Annotated in this window: 18 protein-coding genes; 13 read left to right on the top strand and 5 right to left on the bottom strand. The window is 71.1% G+C overall.

All coding sequences use genetic code 11. The annotated features are described in order from the left end of the window. Positions 1–95 precede the first annotated feature (95 nt). From ACFUNE_RS35195 to ACFUNE_RS35170, 6 genes are all read left to right on the top strand, one after another. Positions 96–1,724 (top strand): ABC transporter substrate-binding protein, encoded by a 1,629-nt coding sequence (locus tag ACFUNE_RS35195; protein WP_383576616.1) that lies wholly within the window; start codon positions 96–98, stop codon positions 1,722–1,724. A 129-nt stretch (positions 1,725–1,853) separates the two neighbouring features. Further along, entirely contained in the window at positions 1,854–2,777 is a 924-nt protein-coding gene (locus ACFUNE_RS35190) for an ABC transporter permease (RefSeq protein ID WP_014154263.1), read from the top strand. Continuing rightward, positions 2,770–3,762 carry an ABC transporter permease gene (locus ACFUNE_RS35185; protein ID WP_383576613.1) on the top strand — a complete coding sequence of 331 codons (993 nt, stop codon included), beginning with the start codon at positions 2,770–2,772 and terminating at the stop codon, positions 3,760–3,762. The genes ACFUNE_RS35190 and ACFUNE_RS35185 overlap by 8 nt, the downstream gene beginning before the upstream one ends. Before the next feature lie 13 nt (positions 3,763–3,775). Then, the gene (locus ACFUNE_RS35180) at positions 3,776–4,753 is read left to right on the top strand and encodes an ABC transporter ATP-binding protein (RefSeq protein WP_383576611.1); all 978 of its coding nucleotides are present in this window, start codon (positions 3,776–3,778) and stop codon (positions 4,751–4,753) included. Beyond that, positions 4,743–5,948, top strand: coding sequence for an ABC transporter ATP-binding protein (locus ACFUNE_RS35175; protein WP_383576609.1), 1,206 nt, complete (start codon positions 4,743–4,745; stop codon positions 5,946–5,948). The genes ACFUNE_RS35180 and ACFUNE_RS35175 overlap by 11 nt, the downstream gene beginning before the upstream one ends. Positions 5,949–6,151: 203 nt before the next feature. Then, positions 6,152–7,273, top strand: a complete 1,122-nt coding sequence (locus ACFUNE_RS35170) for a hypothetical protein (protein ID WP_383576607.1) — start codon at positions 6,152–6,154, stop codon at positions 7,271–7,273. A gap of 47 nt (positions 7,274–7,320) precedes the next feature. Here the strand turns inward: ACFUNE_RS35170 and ACFUNE_RS35165 are convergent, their stop codons facing one another. Further along, the gene (locus ACFUNE_RS35165; RefSeq protein ID WP_383576605.1) at positions 7,321–9,447 is read right to left on the bottom strand and encodes an alpha/beta fold hydrolase; all 2,127 of its coding nucleotides are present in this window, start codon (positions 9,445–9,447) and stop codon (positions 7,321–7,323) included. A 166-nt stretch (positions 9,448–9,613) separates the two neighbouring features. Here ACFUNE_RS35165 and ACFUNE_RS35160 point away from each other — a divergent pair, with 166 nt between their 5' ends. The 5 genes from ACFUNE_RS35160 (at position 9,614) to ACFUNE_RS35140 (ending at position 14,060) form a co-directional block, all read left to right on the top strand. Continuing rightward, positions 9,614–9,808 (top strand): hypothetical protein, encoded by a 195-nt coding sequence (locus ACFUNE_RS35160; protein ID WP_014154257.1) that lies wholly within the window; start codon positions 9,614–9,616, stop codon positions 9,806–9,808. Positions 9,809–9,882: 74 nt separating this feature from the next. Next, positions 9,883–10,800 (top strand): N-acetyl-1-D-myo-inositol-2-amino-2-deoxy-alpha-D-glucopyranoside deacetylase, encoded by a 918-nt coding sequence (gene mshB, locus ACFUNE_RS35155; RefSeq protein WP_383576602.1) that lies wholly within the window; start codon positions 9,883–9,885, stop codon positions 10,798–10,800. After that, positions 10,797–11,255, top strand: a complete 459-nt coding sequence (locus ACFUNE_RS35150; protein ID WP_383576600.1) for a DUF6113 family protein — start codon at positions 10,797–10,799, stop codon at positions 11,253–11,255. The genes mshB and ACFUNE_RS35150 overlap by 4 nt, the downstream gene beginning before the upstream one ends. 430 nt (positions 11,256–11,685) lie before the next feature. Further along, positions 11,686–13,506, top strand: a complete 1,821-nt coding sequence (locus tag ACFUNE_RS35145) for a hypothetical protein (RefSeq protein ID WP_383576598.1) — start codon at positions 11,686–11,688, stop codon at positions 13,504–13,506. Between the two features lie 116 nt (positions 13,507–13,622). Next, positions 13,623–14,060 carry a VOC family protein gene (locus ACFUNE_RS35140; protein ID WP_383576596.1) on the top strand — a complete coding sequence of 146 codons (438 nt, stop codon included), beginning with the start codon at positions 13,623–13,625 and terminating at the stop codon, positions 14,058–14,060. 66 nt (positions 14,061–14,126) lie between these two features. Here the strand turns inward: ACFUNE_RS35140 and ACFUNE_RS35135 are convergent, their stop codons facing one another. From ACFUNE_RS35135 to ACFUNE_RS35125, 3 genes are all read right to left on the bottom strand, one after another. Next, complete coding sequence (locus ACFUNE_RS35135) at positions 14,127–15,920, bottom strand: coagulation factor 5/8 type domain-containing protein (protein ID WP_383576594.1); 1,794 nt, start codon at positions 15,918–15,920, stop codon at positions 14,127–14,129. Between the two features lie 245 nt (positions 15,921–16,165). Beyond that, complete coding sequence (locus ACFUNE_RS35130; protein ID WP_383576592.1) at positions 16,166–17,017, bottom strand: transglutaminase-like domain-containing protein; 852 nt, start codon at positions 17,015–17,017, stop codon at positions 16,166–16,168. Between the two features lie 30 nt (positions 17,018–17,047). Continuing rightward, positions 17,048–18,049: a GNAT family N-acetyltransferase gene (locus tag ACFUNE_RS35125; RefSeq protein ID WP_383576590.1), complete on the bottom strand. Its 1,002-nt coding sequence runs from the start codon at positions 18,047–18,049 to the stop codon at positions 17,048–17,050. 117 nt (positions 18,050–18,166) lie between these two features. Here ACFUNE_RS35125 and fdxA point away from each other — a divergent pair, with 117 nt between their 5' ends. Both fdxA and dapC read left to right on the top strand, forming a co-directional pair. Beyond that, positions 18,167–18,487 carry a ferredoxin gene (gene fdxA / locus ACFUNE_RS35120; protein ID WP_014154250.1) on the top strand — a complete coding sequence of 107 codons (321 nt, stop codon included), beginning with the start codon at positions 18,167–18,169 and terminating at the stop codon, positions 18,485–18,487. 99 nt (positions 18,488–18,586) lie between these two features. After that, the gene (dapC, locus tag ACFUNE_RS35115) at positions 18,587–19,690 is read left to right on the top strand and encodes a succinyldiaminopimelate transaminase (protein ID WP_383576588.1); all 1,104 of its coding nucleotides are present in this window, start codon (positions 18,587–18,589) and stop codon (positions 19,688–19,690) included. A gap of 121 nt (positions 19,691–19,811) precedes the next feature. Here the strand turns inward: dapC and ACFUNE_RS35110 are convergent, their stop codons facing one another. Next, positions 19,812–20,144, bottom strand: a complete 333-nt coding sequence (locus tag ACFUNE_RS35110; RefSeq protein WP_383576586.1) for an ATP-binding protein — start codon at positions 20,142–20,144, stop codon at positions 19,812–19,814. Positions 20,145–20,272 lie beyond the last annotated feature (128 nt).

Raw genomic sequence — 20,272 nt, 5'->3', positions numbered from 1 at the left:
GCGGTCCCCGTACGGCGGAGGAAGACATGCGACGCAGTGTCATATGAGGTGGTATGAGGCATTGAGCCACTCACGGGAACCCTAGGAGGCACTCCATGCGCGGAGCCACACAGGCCAGGTGGGCCGCATGCGCGGTCGCTGTCACCCTCGCGGCCACGGCCTGCGGCGGCGGGGACAGCGACGGCGGCGGTGGTGCCGACGGGATCGTGAGCTCGTCCTGGGGTGACCCGCAGAATCCGCTGGAGCCGGCGAACACCAACGAGGTGCAGGGCGGCAAGGTCCTCGACATGGTCTTCCGCGGGCTCGTGCGCTACGACCCGAAGACCGGCGAGGCCAAGAACGAGATCGCCGAGAAGATCGAGTCGACGGACTCGCAGAACTTCACCATCACGATCAAGGACAACTGGACCTTCAGCAACGGTGAGAAGATCACCGCGAAGTCGTTCGTGGACGCCTGGAACTACGGCGCCGCTCTCAAGAACAACCAGAAGAACGCCTACTTCTTCCAGTACATCGACGGCTACGACAAGGTCCACCCCGAGTCGGGCTCGGCCACCGCCGGCACGCTCTCCGGGCTGAAGGTCGTCAACGGCACGACCTTCACGGCCAAGCTGTCGCAGAAGTTCTCGCTCTGGCCGGACACCCTCGGCTACGCGGCCTTCGTGCCGCTGCCCAAGGCCTTCTACGACGACCACGACGCGTGGCTCTCCAAGCCCGTCGGCAACGGTCCTTACACCATCGACCAGTACGCCAAGGGTTCGTCGATGAACCTGCGCAGGTGGGACGGGTACCCCGGTGCGGACAAGGCGCAGAACGGCGGCATCGACCTCAAGGTCTACACCGACAACAACACCGCCTACACCGACCTGACGGCGGGCAACCTCGACCTCGTCGACGACGTCCCCGCCGCACAGCTCAAGAACGTCTCCTCGGACCTGGGCGACCGGTACATCAACACACCCGCCGGCATCATCCAGACCCTCGCCTTCCCCTTCTACGAGAAGGCCTGGGACACCCCCGGTGCGATCAAGGTCCGCCAGGGCCTGTCGATGGCGATCAACCGTGATCAGATCACCGACCAGATCTTCCAGAAGACCCGCACTCCCGCCTCCGACTGGACCTCACCGGTCCTCGGCGAGGAAGGCGGCTTCAAGAAGGGCCTCTGCGGCCCGGCCTGCGAGTACGACAAGGCGGAGGCCAAGAAGCTGATCGCGGAGGGCGGCGGGATCCCCGGCGGCCAGCTCAAGATCTCGTACAACGCCGACACCGGCTCCCACAAGGAGTGGGTCGACGCGGTCTGCAACAGCATCAACAACGTCATGGGCAACAACAAGGCGTGCGTCGGCGGGCCCGTCGGCACCTTCGCCGACTTCCGCAGCCAGGTCTCCACCCAGAAGCTGACCGGCGCCTGGCGCGCCGGCTGGCAGATGGACTACCCGCTGATCCAGAACTTCCTCCAGCCGCTCTACTACACCAACGCCCCGTCCAACGACGGCAAGTGGAGCGACAAGAAGTTCGACGACCTGGTCGACAAGGCCAACGCGGAGAGCGACAAGGCGAAGGCCGTGACCACCTTCCAGGACGCGGAGAAGGTCCTCGTCGAGCAGATGCCCGTCATCCCGCTCTGGTACCAGAACGGGAGCGCCGGCTACTCGGACAGGGTCGAGAACGTCTCGCTGAACCCCTTCAGCGTCCCGGTGTACGACCAGATCAAGGTCAAGTGACCCCCTGAAGCCGGGGGCCGGTGCGGGACACCGCACCGGCCACCCGGCTTTCCGGTCCTCCGCCCGTTCGCCTGAGAGGTGTCCCGCCGGCCCTACCGGAAGGACACCCCTAGACCCCCGGAGCCCCTCATGGGACGTTATGTGATCCGGCGGCTGCTGCAGATGATCCCCGTCTTCTTCGGCACCACGCTGCTGATCTTCCTCATGGTGAACGTGATGGGCGACCCCATCGCGGGCCTCTGCGGCGACCGCCAGTGCGACCCCGCGACCGCCGCCCAGCTGCGCACCGAGTTCGGCCTCGACAAGCCGGTGTGGCAGCAGTACCTGACGTACATGGGCAACATCTTCACCGGTGACTTCGGCACGGCCTTCAACGGTCAGAAGGTCACCGAGCTGATGGCCACGGCCTTCCCCATCACCATCCGGCTCACCATCGTCGCGATCGTCTTCGAGATCGTCATCGGTATCAGCCTCGGCGTCGTCACCGGCCTGCGCCGCGGACGGCCCGTGGACACCGTGGTGCTCATCCTGACCCTGGTCGTCATCGCCGTACCGACGTTCGTCACCGGCCTGCTGCTCCAGCTCCTCCTCGGTGTGGAGTGGGGCATCATCAAGCCGTCCGTCTCCTCGGAGGCGCCCGTCGACGAACTCATCGTGCCCGGACTGGTGCTGGCCTCCGTCTCCCTGGCCTACGTCACCCGGCTCACCAGGACCTCGATCGCGGAGAACGCCCGCGCCGACTACGTCCGCACCGCCGTGGCCAAGGGCCTGCCCAGACGCCGGGTCGTCGTCCGGCACCTGCTGCGCAACTCCCTCATCCCCGTCGTCACCTTCATCGGCACGGACGTGGGCGCCCTGATGGGCGGGGCGATCGTCACCGAGCGCATCTTCAACATCCACGGAGTCGGCTACCAGCTCTACCAGGGCATCCTGCGCCAGAACTCCCAGACCGTCGTCGGGTTCGTCACCGTGCTGGTCCTCGTCTTCCTGGCCGCCAACCTGATCGTCGACCTCCTGTACGCCGTACTCGACCCGAGGATCCGCTATGCCTGAGCAGAAGCCGTGGGACGACGCGACGGGCAGCGGAGCCATCTCGGGGGCCGGTGCGGGCGGTGCGATGGACCTCGCGATGGACGAGGGCACCACGCTGGAGAAGACGCCCGGCGGCCCCGAGGGCACCGGGCCCGCCGGCAAACCGCGCAGCCTGTGGTCCGACGCCTGGCGCGACCTGCGCCGCAACCCGGTCTTCATCATCTCCGGGCTGGTCATCCTCTTCCTGGTGATCATCTCGATCTGGCCGTCCCTGATCGCGGACCAGGACCCGCTCGACTGCGACCTCGCCAAGGCCCAGGAGGGGTCCCAGCCCGGACACCCCTTCGGCTTCGACGGACAGGGCTGCGACGTCTACACACGCACCGTCTACGGAGCGCGGACCTCCGTCGCCGTCGGTGTCCTGTCCACCGTCGGCGTCTCGCTGCTCGGCGGTGTCCTCGGCGGCCTGGCCGGCTTCTTCGGCGGCAAGTGGGACGCCGTGCTGTCCCGCATCACGGACGTGTTCTTCGGCATCCCGGTGGTCCTCGGCGGACTGGTCTTCCTGTCCGTCGTCACCAGCTCCACCATCTGGCCCGTGATCGGCTTCATCGTGCTGCTGGGCTGGCCCCAGATCGCGCGCATCGCGCGCGGATCGGTCATCACCGCCAAACAGAACGACTACGTCCAGGCGGCCAGGGCCCTGGGAGCCTCCAACTCGCGGATGATGCTGCGCCACATCATGCCCAACGCCATCGCGCCGGTGATCGTCGTCGCGACCATCGCCCTGGGGACGTACATCTCGCTGGAGGCGACCCTCTCGTACCTGGGCGTCGGCCTGAAACCGCCGGCCGTCTCCTGGGGCATCGACATCTCCGCCGCCTCCCAGTACGTCCGCAACGCGCCGCACATGCTGCTCTGGCCCGCCGGGGCGCTGGCCGTCACCGTGCTCGCGTTCATCATGCTCGGCGACGCGGTGCGCGACGCCCTCGACCCCAAGCTGCGCTGAGGAGCCCGCTGCCATGCTGCTCGAAGTACGCGATCTGCACGTGGAGTTCCACACCCGCGACGGCGTGGCCAAGGCCGTCAACGGGGTCAACTACTCGGTGTCGGAGGGGGAGACGCTCGCCGTCCTCGGTGAGTCCGGCTCCGGCAAGTCCGTCACGGCCCAGGCGATCATGGGCATCCTCGACATGCCGCCGGGAAAGATCAGCGGGGGCGAGATCCTCTTCAAGGACCAGGATCTGCTGAAGCTGAAGCCCGAGGCGCGCCGCCGGATCCGGGGCCAGGAGATGGCCATGATCTTCCAGGACGCGCTGTCCTCGCTGAACCCGGTGCTGAGCGTCGGGCAGCAGCTCGGTGAGATGTTCGTCGTGCACCGCGGGATGTCCCGGGGTGACGCGAAGGCCAAGGCGATCGAGCTGATGGACCGGGTGCGCATCCCCGCCGCCCGGGAGCGCGTCGGCGACTTCCCGCACCAGTTCTCCGGCGGCATGCGCCAGCGCATCATGATCGCGATGGCGCTGGCCCTGGAGCCCGACCTCATCATCGCCGACGAGCCCACCACCGCGCTCGACGTGACCGTCCAGGCCCAGGTGATGGACCTCCTCGCGGAGCTCCAGCGCGAGCTCAACATGGGGCTCATCCTGATCACCCACGACCTCGGTGTGGTCGCGGACGTGGCCGACAAGATCGCGGTGATGTACGCGGGCCGGATCGTCGAGACCTCGCCGGTCCACGACATCTACAAGGCCCCCGCCCACCCGTACACCAAGGGGCTCCTCCGCTCGATCCCGAGGCTCGACCAGAAGGGCCAGGAGCTCTACGCGATCAAGGGGCTGCCGCCCAACCTGCTGCACATCCCGCCCGGCTGCGCCTTCCACCCGCGCTGCCCCATGGCCCAGGCCGTGTGCCGTACGGACGTTCCCCCGCTGTACACCGTGGACGAGGACCGCCGGAGCGCCTGCCACTTCTGGAAGGAGACGCTCGATGCACGCTGATGACGCGGGGGAGCGCGGGAACGGCTCAGGAGGGTCCACGCTGCTCACCGAGGCCCGGGAGGCGGGCCGGACGCGGCCGTACGCCGAGGGGGACCCGATCCTGGAGGTGCGCGGCCTGGTCAAGCACTATCCGCTGACCCGGGGCATCCTCTTCAAGAAGCAGATCGGGGCCGTCAAGGCCGTCGACGGCGTGGACTTCGACCTGGCTGCGGGCGAGACGCTCGGCATCGTGGGGGAGTCCGGCTGCGGCAAGTCGACCGTGGCCAAGATGCTGGTGCACCTGGAGCCGCCGACCGGGGGCGTGATCCGCTACAAGGGCGAGGACGTCACCAAGCTGTCCGGCCGCGCCCTGAAGGCCGTGCGCCGCAACATCCAGATGGTGTTCCAGGACCCGTACACCTCGCTGAACCCGCGCATGACGGTCGGCGACATCATCGGGGAGCCGTACGAGATCCACCCGGAGGTGGCCCCCAAGGGAAGCCGGCGGCAGAGGGTGCAGGACCTGCTCGACGTCGTCGGCCTGAACCCGGAGTACATCAACCGCTATCCGCACCAGTTCTCCGGCGGCCAGCGCCAGCGCATCGGGATCGCCCGCGGCCTCGCGCTCAACCCTGAGATCATCGTGGCCGACGAGCCGGTCTCCGCGCTCGACGTGTCCGTCCAGGCCCAGGTCGTCAACCTGCTGGACCGGCTGCAGGCCGAATTCGACCTGGCCTTCCTGTTCATCGCGCACGACCTGTCGATCGTCCGGCACATCTCCGACCGGGTCGGTGTCATGTACCTCGGCCGGATCGTGGAGATCGGCACCGACGAGGAGATCTACGACCACCCGACGCACCCGTACACCCAGGCCCTGCTGTCGGCCGTCCCGGTGCCCGACCCCACCGCCCGTGAGCACCGCGAGCGGATCATCCTGCACGGGGACGTCCCCTCGCCGGCGAACATCCCGTCGGGCTGCCGCTTCCGCACGCGCTGCTGGAAGGCTCAGGAGCGGTGCGAACTGGAGGTGCCGCTGCTGGCGGTGCCTGCGGTCTTCCGGGAGTCGGGGACGCCCGCCCGGCACGACTCGGCATGCCATTTCGCCGAGGAGAAGCAGGTGGTGCCGCGGGAGGCGCCCGGGTCCGAGGTCCCGCCGTCCCCGGGCCCCGCCGGGCCGGAATCCCCGGGGCCGGCCCCGGGTGACAAAGAGCCATAAAAGAGCCTCAGGTGCGTTAACACAGAGGCAACTTGACCGTCGCCACACCGATATACGAACGTCCCACCATAGAGAGCGTACGGCCGTGCGGGTGCCGTGAACCGGCCGGGGCGTTCATCACGTCGCCCCGGCCGGTTACCCGTGTCCGTCCCTTCCCGCAGGTCCCCTTGTCCATCGACGGACCGCGGTGGAGTATCGCTGGGGTGATACTCACACGGGGAGCCAGAATCACCGGAGCAGTGCTGTCGGCCGTGCTCGCCGCCATGGTCGCGGGCTGGATCGTGCGGGACGTCCGCGCGGCGGGCGACCCGCTGGACCTGCTGCGCTACTGGGCCGGTTACACGGACGCGCGGCCCGAGGGGCTGCCTGCCACCTCGCAGGCCGACGCCGTGCTCCTCGTGGTCCTCACCTGCGCCTTCTTCGCCGCCCTGCGCTCCTCGGTGGCCGCGTCCACCCTGGTCGCCACGGGCGTCGTCACCTTCGCCCTCCGGCTGCCCGGTGTCTGGACCATCGGCGCCTCGTGGGCGGACGAGCGGTACGGCGACGAGCTGCGCACCCGCGCGCTCATCGGGACCTTCGTCGCCCTGGCGGCCGGGCTCGCGCTGATCGTCACCGGAGCCGCCGGCCGCAGACAGCAGGCCGACTCCTACGAGCCGCTGCCCACCAGGCCGGGCCAAGGGGCCGGGGTCACCGCGTTCCTGGTGTTCGGCGCCTCGGGGGCCGTCATGATCGCCTGGGAGATCCGCCAGTTCGTCACCCTGCCCTCCGCGCTGTATCCGGACTGGTTCATCGGCGGGCGGCTCATCCCGACGGGGCTGACCGCGACACCGCCCGGCTGGAGCAGCGTGGCCCTCGCGGTCCTCTGCCTGGTGGTGGCGTGGACCGCGCTCTTCCGTGCCGTCCACGCACGGCCGCTCGGCATGATCGTCGCCGGATTCCTGCTGGCCGCGGGCGCCTCCGGGATCGCCCGGGCCTTCCACCACCGGATGGTGGACCGCTTCGGCGACCTGGTGGCCGAGCAGCAGCTCATCGTGCTCACCTCGGTCCTCCTCGCCTTCGCGGGCGTCACGGGGCTGCTGGCCCTGGCCCGCAGGGGCTTCGAGGACGCGGACGGCCGGAACCAGGGTTACGGCGGCTACGGCTACCCGCAGTCCGGCGCACCGGGCTACGGCTACCCGCAGTCCGGCGCACCGGGCTACGGCTACCCGCAGCCGGGCGCCCCGGGGTACGGCTATCCGCAGTCCGGCGGTCCCGGTCACGGCTACCCACCGGGCGGAGGTGCCGGTTCCCCTCCGCCGCCCGCGTCCCCGCCGCCCGGCTGGTGACAGGACCGGCAGGGCACGCGAGCCCGGCCTGATCCGGACGGGAGGCCCTACCCCCGGGGCAGCCCCAGGGACCGCCTGAGGAAGTCGACCTGGAGCAGGAGCAGATTCTCGGCGACCTGCTCCTGCGGGGTCATGTGCGTCACCCCGCTCAGCGGCAGCACCTCGTGAGGGCGTCCGGCGGACAGCAGCGCGGAGGAGAGCCGCAGCGCGTGGGCGACCACGACGTTGTCGTCGGCCATGCCGTGCACGATCATCATCGGCCGCACCCCGTCGGCCGGCTCGGAGAGCCCCTCGTCGGTCACCAGCGAGCTGCGGGCGTACACCTCGGGCTGCTCCGCGGGGTCGCCGAGGTAGCGCTCGGTGTAGTGGGTGTCGTACAGCCGCCAGTCCGCCACCGGTGCGCCGACGACGGCGGCGTGGAAGACGTCGGGGCGCCGCAGCACCGCGAGCGCCGAGAGGTAGCCGCCGTACGACCAGCCGCGCATCGCCACCTTCGAGAGGTCCAGCGGGAACCGCCCGGCCAGCGAGTGCAGTGCCTCGACCTGGTCGTCGAGGGTCAGGGTGAAGTCGTCCCTCACCGCCTTCTCCCAGCCGGGCGACCGGCCCGGGGAGCCCCGCCCGTCCGCGACCACCACGGCGAATCCGTGGTCCGCGAACCACTGGGACGTGAGGTGCGGATTGTGTGCGGCGACCACCCGGCGGCCGTGCGGACCACCGTAGGGATCCATCAGGACCGGAAGCGGACCGTCGGATTCCTTGTAGCCGGCGGGGAGCAGCACGGCGCACGGGATCCGCCGTGCGCCCCCCTCCGTCAGCCTGACCCTCGCGGTCAGGACCGGCTCCTGGGCGAGATTGGCCACCGCGGCGATCCGCTTGCCGTCCCGCAGCACCCGCACGGCCGTTCCCGGGTGCTCCAGGGACGCGGACACCAGCACCGTCACCCCGCCCGCGCGCACGGCGGAGTGAACCCCGGCGCCCTCGCTGACCCGCTCCACACCCAGCTCGTTGACCCGGTACACATGGCTCTGCCCCGTCTCGGGGTCCGCCGCGCCCTCACCCGCCGCCGCCTGGACCAGGATGTCCGACTCCCCGATGTCCAGCACCGCCTGGATGTGCAGCTGGCCGCCGGTCAGCGGCCGGTCCCCGACCGAGAGCACCCGGGCGCCCCCCTCGTCCGCCACACGCACCAGCCGCCCGTCGGGCGCCCACGCGGGCACCCCGGCGAAGAGGTCGAGCCAGACGGCGTCCTCGTCGACGTGCACCGTACGGGTCGTTCCGCTCTCCGTGTCGACGGCCAGATACCGCTGACTGCGCTGGTCACGGGCCTGCACGAGGAGGAGCGGGGCGCCGTGCGAGGACCAGTGCACCCGCGCCAGATAGGGGAAGCGGGCCCGGTCCCAGACGACCTCGGTGCGGGTGCCGTCCAGGTCCGTCACGAAGAGCCGCACCTCCGCGTTTGCCGTTCCCGCCGCCGGATAGCCGACCTCGGCGGGCTTGCTCCCGGGGTGCGCCGGATCGGCGATCCACCACCGCTGTACGGCGCTGTCGTCGACCCGGGCGACCAGCAGGCGGTCGGACTCCGGCGACCACCAGAAACCCCGGTAGCGGCTCATCTCCTCCGCCGCGACGAACTCCGCGAGGCCGTACGCGGTGTGCGCGTCCTCCGGTTCGGCGACGGGCCTGTCACCGTCGCCGTCCGCTCCCACGACGCGCAGCGCGCCCCGCGTCACGTAGGCGACGAGCCGGCCGTCGGGGGAGGGGCGCGGATCGATCACCGGGCCCGGCACCGGCAGGGCGCGCGCCGTGCCCGCCCTCAACTCGGCGACGTAGGCCTTGCCGGAGAGCGCGAACGCGGCCAACTCCGCCGCGTCGTCCACCGCGTAGCCCACGATGCCGGCCGACCCCTCCCTCGTCCGCTCACGCCGTGCAAGCTCCTGCGGCGACAGCTTCTCCGTCGAACCGCCCAGCAGGGCGCCGGGATCGGCGGCGACGCGCTCCTCGCCCGTCCCCGTGTCCAGGACCATGAGCCGGTTCGTCCGGTCGGTTCCGGAGCACGACCTGAGGAAGAGCACCCGCGTCCCATCCGGTGAGACGGTGAAGGCCCGGGGTGCGCCGAGAGTGAACCGCTGGGTCCGGGCGTGCTGGCGGGGAAAAGACAGCTTCTGCGAGGTCATGGCTCCGAACCTAGTCCGCGACGGCCGGTCCGTGCGCCCCTCGTGCTGCTGTGCCCCGATCAATGCGTCGGCACGGATAGTTATGATCCGTAGCGCTCGGTGGGTATGAACCTGCTGGCTCCATGTGTGCTGCCCGTCCCGACCGTACTGATGGAGGTGAACCGCCGTGGCACTCTCGATTTCGGCGGTGGTGCTGCTGGCGATCGTCGTCTTCCTGCTGATCCGGAAATCCGGACTCAAGGGCGGACACGCGGTGGTCTGCATGTTGCTCGGGTTCTACCTGGCGAGCTCGTCGATCGCGCCGACCATCTCGGAGGTGACGTCGAACGTGGCAGGCATGATCGGGGGGATCAAGTTCTGACAGGTGCGCCGCCGGGCGCCCCGGACTCCGTGGGGCGTTCGGCCCGTGGGGCGGCCTGCTCGTAGGGTGGTCCCATGAAGGACCTTCCCGCCCGCCGTCTGCTCCTGGTGCACGCACACCCCGACGACGAGTCGATCAACAACGGCGCCACCATGGCCAGGTACGCGGCCGAGGGCGCCCACGTGGCCCTGGTGACGTGCACCCTCGGCGAGGAGGGCGAGGTCATCCCGCCGGACCTCGCACACCTCGCCGCGGACCGGGCCGGCGGCCTGGGCGACCACCGCGTCGGTGAACTCGCCGCCGCGATGCGAGAGCTCGGGGTCACCGACCACCGGTTCCTGGGCGGCCCCGGCCTCTTCCGTGACTCCGGGATGATGGGCACCGAGCAGAACCACCGGCCCGGCGCCTTCTGGGACGCCGGCCTCGACGAGGCGGCCGGCCACCTCGTCGGAGTGATCCGGTCGCTGCGCCCCCAGGTCATGATCACGTACGACCCCGACGGCGGGTACGGCCACCCCGACCACATCCAGGCCCACCGCGTCGCGATGCGCGCGGCCGACCTCGCCGCCGATCCCGCGTACGACGCCGGTGCCGGAGCCCCGCACACCGTCGCCAAGATCTACTGGAACCGGGTGCCCCGTGCCGTGGCCGAGGAGGCCTTCGCGCGGCTGCGGGACACCGCCCCCGACGCCTTCCCCGGGATCGCCGCGATCGACGACGTGCCCGGTGTCGTGGACGACGCGGAGATCACGGCCGAGATCGACGGATCGGCGTACGCCGCGGCGAAGACCGCCGCCATGCGGGCGCACGCCACCCAGATCGCCGTCGACGGGCCGTTCTTCGCCCTCTCGAACGACCTGGGGCAGCCCGTCTTCACCACCGAGTACTACCAGTTGGTGCGGGGGGTCCCCGGCGGGGACGCCGGCGACCGCGAGCACGATCTCTTCGCGGGCCTGCCGGAATCGGCCCTCGCACCGGGGGCACGGACATGAGCAGCAGGCAGAGGCAGCGCGCCGCGTCGCAGTCCCCGCGTACCAACGCCCCGCCCAGGAGTGCGCCCACAGGGCTCGCGGCGCCCCCGAACCCCCGGCGGATCCCGCTGTACGCCGCTCTCGCGGTGGTCGGCGCGGCCGTCGGAATCGCGGGCACCCTGCTCCAGGCGGCCTTGTTCCCGGGCGGGTTGCTGCTCGCGCTCGCCGCGTCGGCGGGGCTGTTCTACGGCAGCCGGGTGCTGACGCGGACGCAGCTCGGCGCGCTGGTACCGGCGGTGGGCTGGTTCGTCGCCGTCGTCGTCCTCCTCGGCGGACGTCCCGAGGGCGACTACGTCTTCGGCCAGGAGATCGGCCTGGCCCTCTTCATGCTCGGAGGGATGGCTGTCGCTGTGATCTGTGCCACGATGTCGCGACTGCCGTATCCGGCCGACGACACCGGCCGAACCGGCACGTGATGTGCTATGACCGCCCCCGGATTGCTCCTTCGCACACGGGAGCATGCATCCTTGTTTCCCCCCGGCGCGGAGAGTCGTACGGTGGCGGCCAGTATGGTGGTGCGCGCGCCGAGCCGTCCCCTGGCCTGCGGCATGGGGGAAGTACGGGCGGCGGAGCCAATCGGGAGAACCTGCTTTGAGTCGTGAAACTGACAGTTCGTCCTCCGGGCCCCAGGGGCGCGGCGGAGCCGCGTACCCGTCGGGTACGCCGCCGTACGGATCACGCCAGTATCCGTCGCTGCACCCGTCTCAGGACGGGACGGAGGAGACTCCGGAGCCTGCGGATCCGCCTCAGCCCGAGGAGCCCAGAACAGAGACGACGCTGACGACGCGTATCCGGATCAACATCCCGGGCTCGCGTCCGATCCCGCCCGTCGTCATGCGTACGCCGATGAGTGAGACGGATCCGTCCGGCGGACGTCCCGACACCGAGCGCACCGGCAGCACCCCGAGGCCCGGCGCGTCCGCGCCGTCGTCCGGTGGGGTGCCCGGCGCCGGTCCGGACGGACGCGACGGCGGCCCCGCCGCCGAGGCCCCGGCCGAGAAGCCGGCCAGGGAGAAGAGCGGCAGCGACTGGTTCGCCCCGCGCAAGGCCCCGGCACCCGCCCCCGGTGCGGGCGCGGCTCCCGCCGCCTCGGCTCCGGGAGCGCCCGGCCCCGGCGGCGCCCCCTCCGGTGACCCGTCCGGCGGTGGCCGCGGTCCCGGGCCGACGCCGCCCGGCACGGGCTCGCCGTACTTCTCGGACGGCCCGCAGCAGCCCGGCGCGCCCCGTCCCGGGCGGAGCGCGCTCGACGACCTGGACGCGGGCGGCCCCGCCGGTCCGCGGTCCGGGCCGAACCCCGTCATGCGGCCGCCGGCCGGACCGGGACCCTCCGGACCCACCACCGGGCCGGTCACCGGGAGTTCGTCGCTGACGCCGAACCTCGACCGTCTTCCCGGAGCGGGCAGCCAGGCGGGCCCCGGTGGCCCCTCCGGCCCCCGGCCGGGAGGCCCCGGCGGCGTACCGCCCCGGATGTCGGACGACACCGCGATCCTGACGCCGCAGGCCCCCGCCCCGGCCCCCGGGCCGGGTAACGGCGGCAACGTCTCCGGTGACACGCTCACCAGCGGCATCCCCGTCATCCCTTCGGAGCCCCGCTCGGCGTTCCCGGGCGGACCCGGCGGGATCCGGCCGCCCGAGGGGCCGATGGGCGGCGGACCGGCGGACCTCGGTGCCCCGGCGCCCGCCCCCCGGCCCGCTCCGAAGGCCGCGCCGCCGGCCAGGAAGGGCCGCTCCAAGCTGGTCCTCCTGGGCGTGGCCGTCTTCGTGCTGTTCGGTGTCGCCTACGGCGCAGGCCTGCTGATGAACCACTCCGAGATCCCCAAGGGCACCACCGTGCTCGGTGTCGACATCGGCGGCGGGACGAAGGAGGAGGCGGTCACCAAGCTGGAGGCCGCCCTCGGCAAGCGTGCCCGGACGCCTCTGAAGCTGTCCGTGGACGGCAAGGAGGAGCAGCTCGCCCCCGACAAGGCCGGTCTCACCCTGGACAGCCAGGAGACCGTCCGTGGCGCCGCGGGCAGCGACTACAACCCGGTCTCGGTGATCGGCTCCCTGTTCGGCGGGGCGCGCTCCGCCGACCCGGTGATCCCGGTCGACGAGGAGAAGCTCGGGGTCGCGCTCACCGACCTGGCCGGTGTCTCCGGTTCCGCCAACGACGGCACGATCGAGTTCGAGCCGAACAAGGCCGTGGCCGTCCCCGGGAAGGCGGGGAAGTCGCTGGACGTCAACCGGTCCCTGATCTCCGTGCGCGATGCCTACCGCGCGCAGGTGCAGACCGGTGAGCCGGCTGTCGTCGAACTGCCCGTGGCCGCACACGAACCCACCATCAGCAAGGCCGAACTGGACCGGGCGATGAAGGAGTTCGCCGAGCCGGCGATGTCCGGTCTGGTGACCATCAAGGCCGGACCCAAGCAGATCGACTTCGGCCCCGCCAAGTCCCTGCCGCAGATCCTCTCCATGAAGCCGGTCGACGGCAGGCTGGTCGAGGTCTACGACAAGCAGGCGATCGAGACCCTGCTGGACGGCGTCTTCGACGGCATCACGATCACCAAGGGCGACGGCAAGAAGCACGAGGTCAGCGCGGACGACGTGGCCCAGGCCATGCAGGGCGCACTGCTCGGCAGGACACCTGCGGAGCGCACCGTCGCGATCGACCTGAACGGCGCGGGCTGACCGGCCCGGCCGCACCGCACGACCGCCCCCGCCCGGATGTCCGGGCGGGGGCGGCGTCATACGGCCGCCGGCGCGGACGAGGCGCCGGGCCGCCCGGCTCGCGGAGGAGAGGGTTCATGTCCACCAGGTGGAGCCTGACGATCGACTGTGCGCACCCGAAGCGACTGGCACGCTTCTGGGCGCTGGCCCTGGGATACGTGGAGAAGCCGCCGCCCGCCGGGTTCGCGGACTGGGAGGCGTGGTTCGCCCACCACGGCGTACCGGAGGAGGAGTGGGACGACGGCGCCTATCTGTCCGACCCGGACGGCACGGGCCCGAGCCTGTCCTTCCAGAAGGTCCCTGAGCCGAAGGGGGCGAAGAACCGCCTGCACCTGGACGTGCAGGCGGGCGGCGGCCGGGAGACCCCGTGGGAGATCCGGTGGCCGCGGGTCACCGAGGCCGTGGAGCGGCTGACGGCCGCGGGCGGCACGGTGATCCGGGAGCACGAGCTGCAGGGGCGGCCCGACCATGTGGAGATGGCCGACCCGGAAGGCCATGAGTTCTGCGTGCTCTGAACGGCGTGCGGTGCGAACGAGGCAGGGGCCCGGCCGTGGACGGCCGGGCCCCTGCCTCCCCCCGGACTACGGGAAGGACACCACCTGGGACGGGACGGTGGTGTCACCGGACGTGGGAGATCCGGTGTCGTTGATGACGTGGTCGTACTGGCCCTTGCCTCCGAGGGAGACCACGAGCAGGTCGTGGAACTTCACTCCGGGCTTCACCGGGGCCTGGAACCCGTGCTGCTGGCGGATGGTCGGGTCGACGTTGAAGTAGCAGTAGCTGCCCATGCCCCAGCCCTCGTGGGTGGTGACGGAGTCGGCGACCCGGTAGGCGGCGTAGCCCTTGGTGTCGCCGTTCTGGATGGCGGCCTGGTTCGGGGCGTCGTACGCCTTCTCGTTCTGGAAGAAGATCGTCTTCCCGTTCTCGCCGTTCCACTGGACGTCGTACTTGTTGAAGTGCTCGACGAACAGGCCGGTGGCCAGGACGTCGTCACCGTTGACCGTCAGGCCGTAGTCGGCGCGGTTGGTCTCCCAGCCGACGCCCTCGCCGTGGTCGGCGCGCCAGACCCAGGTGTGGTCGACGATCGTGTCGTCGCTGTTGACGACGATGCTGGTCGTGGCCTTGCCGGGGCCGGCACCACCGATCCGTACGAACACGTCCTGCAGTGACGTGGGGTTGGCCGAGTGGTCGCCGGAGGCGCCCTCGGGGCCGACCTCGACGAGGGTCTCGGAGTTGACCGGGCCGGCGTCGACCAGGAGTCCGGCGAGCTTGACGCCGTCGACGTCGCCGACCTTGATCGCGGTCACCCCGTTGTCCGGGATGATCGTGGCGAGGCCGAGCCCGAGGGCGACGGTGTTCGCGCGGTCGATCTCGATGGGCTGGTCGACGTGGTAGACGCCCGGCGTGAACAGCAGGTGCAGGCCCTGGTCCACCGCCGCGTTGATGGTCTCGGCGGTCGCGCCCGGCTTGACCACGTAGAACTGGTCCAGGGGGATGGACTCGCCCTGCGGGGTGCCGCCCGCCCAGGTCGTACCGCGGGCGTTGGTGCGCTTCGCCGGGACGAAGACCTTGTAGTCGTCGCCGTCGAGGTAGAGGAAGGGCTTCTCACGGGAGACCGGGGTGGTCTCCAGCGTCGTGTACGGCGGCTCGGGGAAGCTCTGGGCGGGGGCGCCCTCGACGCCGGAGAACGTCATGTTCCAGACGCCGTTGCCCCAGCTGCCGATCGAGCTGTCGCGGGTGTACCACTGCTGCTGCGAGTAGGGGCCGACCTGGCCGTCGATCTTGCTGTCGGCGATGTAGCCGCCGCTGGCCCAGCCGTAGCCGTCGGGTGCGAGGTTGAGTCCGCCCTTGACGTGCATGCGGCGGAAGGGTGCGGCCTGGGAGACGGCCCAGCGGTTGGTGCCGCTGACCGGGTTGAGGGCCAGGTTCTCGGCCGAGCGCCAGAAGTTCTGGGTGGCGTTGCCGTTGAACCAGCCGGCGTCGACGGTGACATCACCGTTGAAGGTGGTGTCGTCGGGGTTCAGGCCGAGGCCGGCGATGGAGGTGTAGAAGCCGATCTGCGCGTTGATGTCGCTGTAGGTGCCCGGCTTGAACATCAGCGCGTAGCGGTCGGTGCCGAACTGGTTCGACTCCTGCTTCTTGAAGATCTCGTCGACCTTGCCCTGGATGTCCGGGGTCGAGGGGTCGAAGACCAGGACGTTGGGACCGAGGTCACCACCGCCGACCAGGTCCGCGGACTCCTCGCCGAACGCCGACTGGGCTGTGGGGAAGGCCATGAGCAGCGAAACGGCGAGCGCGGCGAAACCGAGCGCTCTGGACCTGCGGTGCCTGCGGGGCGCGGTGGGGGGCGCGTAATTCGTGGGGGGAACGTGCATGGATGACGTCTCCTGAGTCGTGGTACGGGTGCACGACGGAACTTCGAGAGAGCGAGAGAGCGCTCTCTCGTGTCGCCGATGTAACCGCTGTCGCCCTGGACACGTCAAGAGGTGTGCATCAGGAGTCTCAGTTGTTCGGCGCGGGGGCAACATGTGGCGTCGGCCGTGCGCCGATTGCGGTGTTCTGTGCGCAGATGGAGCCGGCCCTGAGTTCACAAGATGACGGGCGGGAACTCCGGCCCACGTCAGTTCAGCAGCGCCCTGGCGGCCTGGGCGCGGTGGCGGATGGCCTCGGCGGCCGTCGGCTCGATGCCGTCGACGATCTCGGCGTACTCCTCCATCTCCGCCGCCCCGCGCAGGAACTCCCCGCGCTGCACGAGGAGCTGGGCCCGCTCGTACCGGAGCCTGGCGGGGTGGGAGGGAAGCAGCAGGGAGAGTTCGAGCGCCCACAGCGCCACGTCCGTGCGCTCGGGGCGTGCCGACGCCCAGGCCCGGACGTTGTTCAGGATCCGCAGGACCGTCTCCAGGGGTCTGGCGGGCGCCGGCATCGGGGTCGCCGGCGGCGCTCCCGTCGCACCCGCCACCATCAGCTCCGCGTCCTCGCCGCTCAGCGGGGCGCCGCCGGCGAAGGGGTCGGCCAGCACCCGCTCCGCCGGGTCGCCGAACCCGACCACGTAGTGGCCCGGGAGCGCCACCCCGTAGACGGGCGCCCCCGCCCTCCTGGCGACCTCGATCCAGACGACGGACAGCAGGATCGGCAGCCCTCTGCGGCGCCTGAGGACCTGCTGGAGCACCGACGAGTCCAGCCGCTGGTAGTCCGGGGACGAGCCCGCGAAACCGCATCGCTCGCCCAGCAGTTCGGCGAGCGCCGACGCCCAGACGCGGGCGCCGCGGGCTCCGTACGGGAGGAGGCCGGCCAGCCGGTCCAGCTCGATCTGTGCCGCGTCGACGCCGTACGGATCGGCGTCCCCCGCCGAGGGCGGGGACGCCTCCGCGCCGAGCAGCAGGCAGAGGAGCGCGAGGTCCGGCCGTTCGGCGCGCGCCTCCTCGGCGAACCGCCGCCGTCGCTCGGACCTGCCGGGATCATCGGAGCTCATGTATGACACGTATCCCCGCTGCTGTCTCCGCTACGCGGACCGGAAGTGGTGGTAGCGGTGGTGGGTGGCGAAGCCCATGCCGTCGTACAGCGCACGGGCACCTTCATTGTCCGCCTCCACCTGGAGCCACGCCGCGGAGGCTCCTTCGTCCAGTGCCGCACGGGCCAGCGCCGTCATGACGGCCGTCGCGAGACCGCGGCGCCGGTGCTCCGGGCCCACCTCGACGGCCATGAAGCCGGCCCAGCGGCCGTCCACCACGCAGCGTCCGATCGCGGCGGGCACCCCCTCCGGACCGTCGCCCGCTACGGAGGCGAACCACACCGAGGGGCCGCTGCCCAGCACCGTCAGCACATGCGGCCCGGGGGTCTCGAAGCGCTGGTACCGGGACAGCCACGCATCGTCCGGCTGCCGGGCCGTCCGCACCGCGGAGACGTCCGTGTCCAGGTCGCCGATCGGAGCCAGCGCCGCGATCCGCACCTCGGCCGTCACCTCGCGCCGCCACGCGTGCTCCTCCAGGTCCGCGCAGAGCCGCTCCTGCGTGCCCTCGGCCCCGGTGGCGGTCTGGATGAAGGCGGGCAGCCCCCGGTCCCCGTACCAGCCCCGGACACGCCCGAGTGCCTCACCCAGCGGGACGCCCGGATCGCCGAGCGGCAGCACGGAGTTGGCGCGCCGGGTGAATCCACCGGCGGCGCGCAGGCGCCAGTCGCCCAGGAGTTCGCTCTCCACGGGCTGCCAGGCGCGCGCGGTGACCAGGGCGAGTTCGCCGAAGGAGGCGGCGGGGCCGCGGCGGCGTGCCGGTGCCTGAGGTACCACCTTGCCCGCCACCAGCGAGGATTCCGCGATGCGGATGCTCTCGCCGCTCTTCGTCGTGACCGACAGCACGCCGTCGTCCCACGATGTGAGAACCCCGACCGTGTCGGTGAACTTCGCGCCCTCGCCCCGGGCGTCGACGACGCGCCGTACGGACACCCGTTTTCCCACGTCAGCGGCCGTTATGCGAACCTCGAGCCGTCCGCCCATGGTGAATTCCACAGCTCTGTCTGCCCCTCCTGTTCGGATCGTGCCCCGGAACGGAGATACTAGGGGCGGGCATCGACGACGCCGCGCTCCCGCGCGAGAGCCAACGCCCTACCGAGGAGGAACGACAGCGTGACCTACGTCATCGCGCAGCCTTGTGTCGACGTGAAGGACAAGGCCTGCATCGAAGAGTGCCCCGTCGACTGCATCTACGAGGGCTCACGGTCCTTGTACATCCATCCGGACGAGTGCGTCGACTGTGGAGCCTGTGAGCCGGTCTGCCCGGTCGAGGCCATCTTCTACGAGGACGACACCCCGGAGGAGTGGAAGGACTACTACAAGGCGAACGTCGAGTTCTTCGACGATCTCGGCTCGCCGGGTGGCGCCTCCAAGCTGGGTCTCATCGAGCGCGACCACGCGTTCATCGCCGCGCTGCCGCCGCAGAACCAGTAAGCGGCCGCACGAGCGCCGCCCGGTCCCGTACGGCTCGTCACCGTGCGGGGCCGAGGTGTTTCCCGGCCGCCACGCCCCCGTACGAGAAAGCAGAGTTCCGTGTCCGCAGCAGTTCCCGTCTCCTCCCGCCTCCCGGCCTTCCCCTGGGACAGGCTCGCGCCCTTCAAGGCGACGGCCGTGGCCCATCCGGACGGCATCGTGGACCTCTCGGTCGGCACTCCCGTCGACCCGGTGCCCGAGCTGATCCAGCAGGCGCTGATCGGCGCCGCGGACAGTCCCGGCTATCCGACGGTGTGGGGGACCGAGGCGCTGCGTGACGCCCTGACCGGCTGGACGGAGCGCAGGCTCGGCGCGGTCGGGGTGACGCACGGGAACGTGCTGCCCGTGGTCGGCTCCAAGGAGCTGGTCGCCTGGCTCCCGACCCAGCTCGGCCTCGGCGCCGGCGACAAGGTCGCCTACCCGCGGCTCGCCTACCCGACGTACGAGGTCGGCGCGCGGCTCTGCGGCGCCGAGCCCGTCGTCTACGACGACCCGACGGAGCTGGACCCGGAAGGGCTGAAGCTGCTCTGGCTCAACTCCCCGTCCAACCCGACGGGCCGCGTCCTGCCGAAGGACGAGCTGATCCGGATCGTGGCCTGGGCGCGTGAGCACGGTGTGCTGGTCTTCAGCGACGAGTGCTACCTGGAGCTCGGCTGGGAGGCCGAGCCCGTCTCCGTGCTCCACGCCGATGTCTGCGGCGGTACGTACGAGGGCGTCGTCGCCGTCCACTCGCTCTCCAAGCGCTCCAACCTCGCCGGATACCGGGCGGCCTTCGTCGCGGGTGACGCGGCCGTCCTCGGTGAACTGCTCCAGATCCGCAAGCACGGCGGGATGATGACCGCGGCGCCGGTCCAGGCGGCGACGGTCGCGGCGCTCGGCGACGACACGCACGTGGCGGAGCAGCGGGCGCGCTACGCGCGGCGGCGCACGGTGCTGCGTGCGGCGCTGGAGGCCCACGGCTTCCGGATCGAGCACAGCGAGGCGAGCCTCTACCTCTGGGCCACGCGCGACGAGGCGTGCTGGGAGACCGTGGCGCATCTGGCGGAGCTCGGCATCCTGGTGGCTCCGGGCGACTTCTACGGGCCGGCCGGGGACCGCTTCGTACGGGTGGCCCTGACGGCCTCGGACGAGCGCGTGGACGCGGCGGTCAAGCGGCTGTCCTAGCGGCGGCCGAGCGGCTGTTCCGGCGGCGGCCCGCGAAGGGGCCTCCGTACGGCGAGGGGCCTCGGGAGTGCGCACTCCCGAGGCCCCTTCGCGTGTCCGTACGGCGTGGGGTGCCGGTGGATCAGCCGATCGGCAGGCCCTTGGTCGGAAGGGTGCCGGGCGACAGCTCGCCGCCCGCGGCGTCACCGGCCGTCTCCAGGGCCTTGCCGGCGGCGGGCAGGGTCGTGCCGACCACCTTGCCGCCGGTCTCGTTGGCCACCTCGCCGCCCTGCTTGGCGGTGGAGTCCAGCGTGCTGGTGACACCGGCACCGTCGAGCGAGGTGAGGCCGCCGAGCGCCGGGGTCTGCGGGAGCCCCGCGGCACCCGCGGCACCGGCCGCGCCGACCACGGGTGCCGCACCTGCGGCGATCAGCAGTGCGGCACGGGCGATCCGGCGGGTCAGGGGGAGGGACATGATGCTCCTTCGGCGGGACGTCAACGGGTTCGTGGCGGATGCGGAATCCGCCTGTCCGGTGATCGGACGCACTGAACAACCGGTCCGGGGGCGGGGAAGGTTGCGGGGCACCGACGTAAAGAGTGGGT

This window comes from Streptomyces sp. NPDC057287 (assembly GCF_042667905.1).
Taxonomy (GTDB): domain Bacteria; phylum Actinomycetota; class Actinomycetes; order Streptomycetales; family Streptomycetaceae; genus Streptomyces.
Note: the sequence above shows the minus strand (reverse complement) of the source record. Positions and strands in the feature narration are given on the sequence as shown.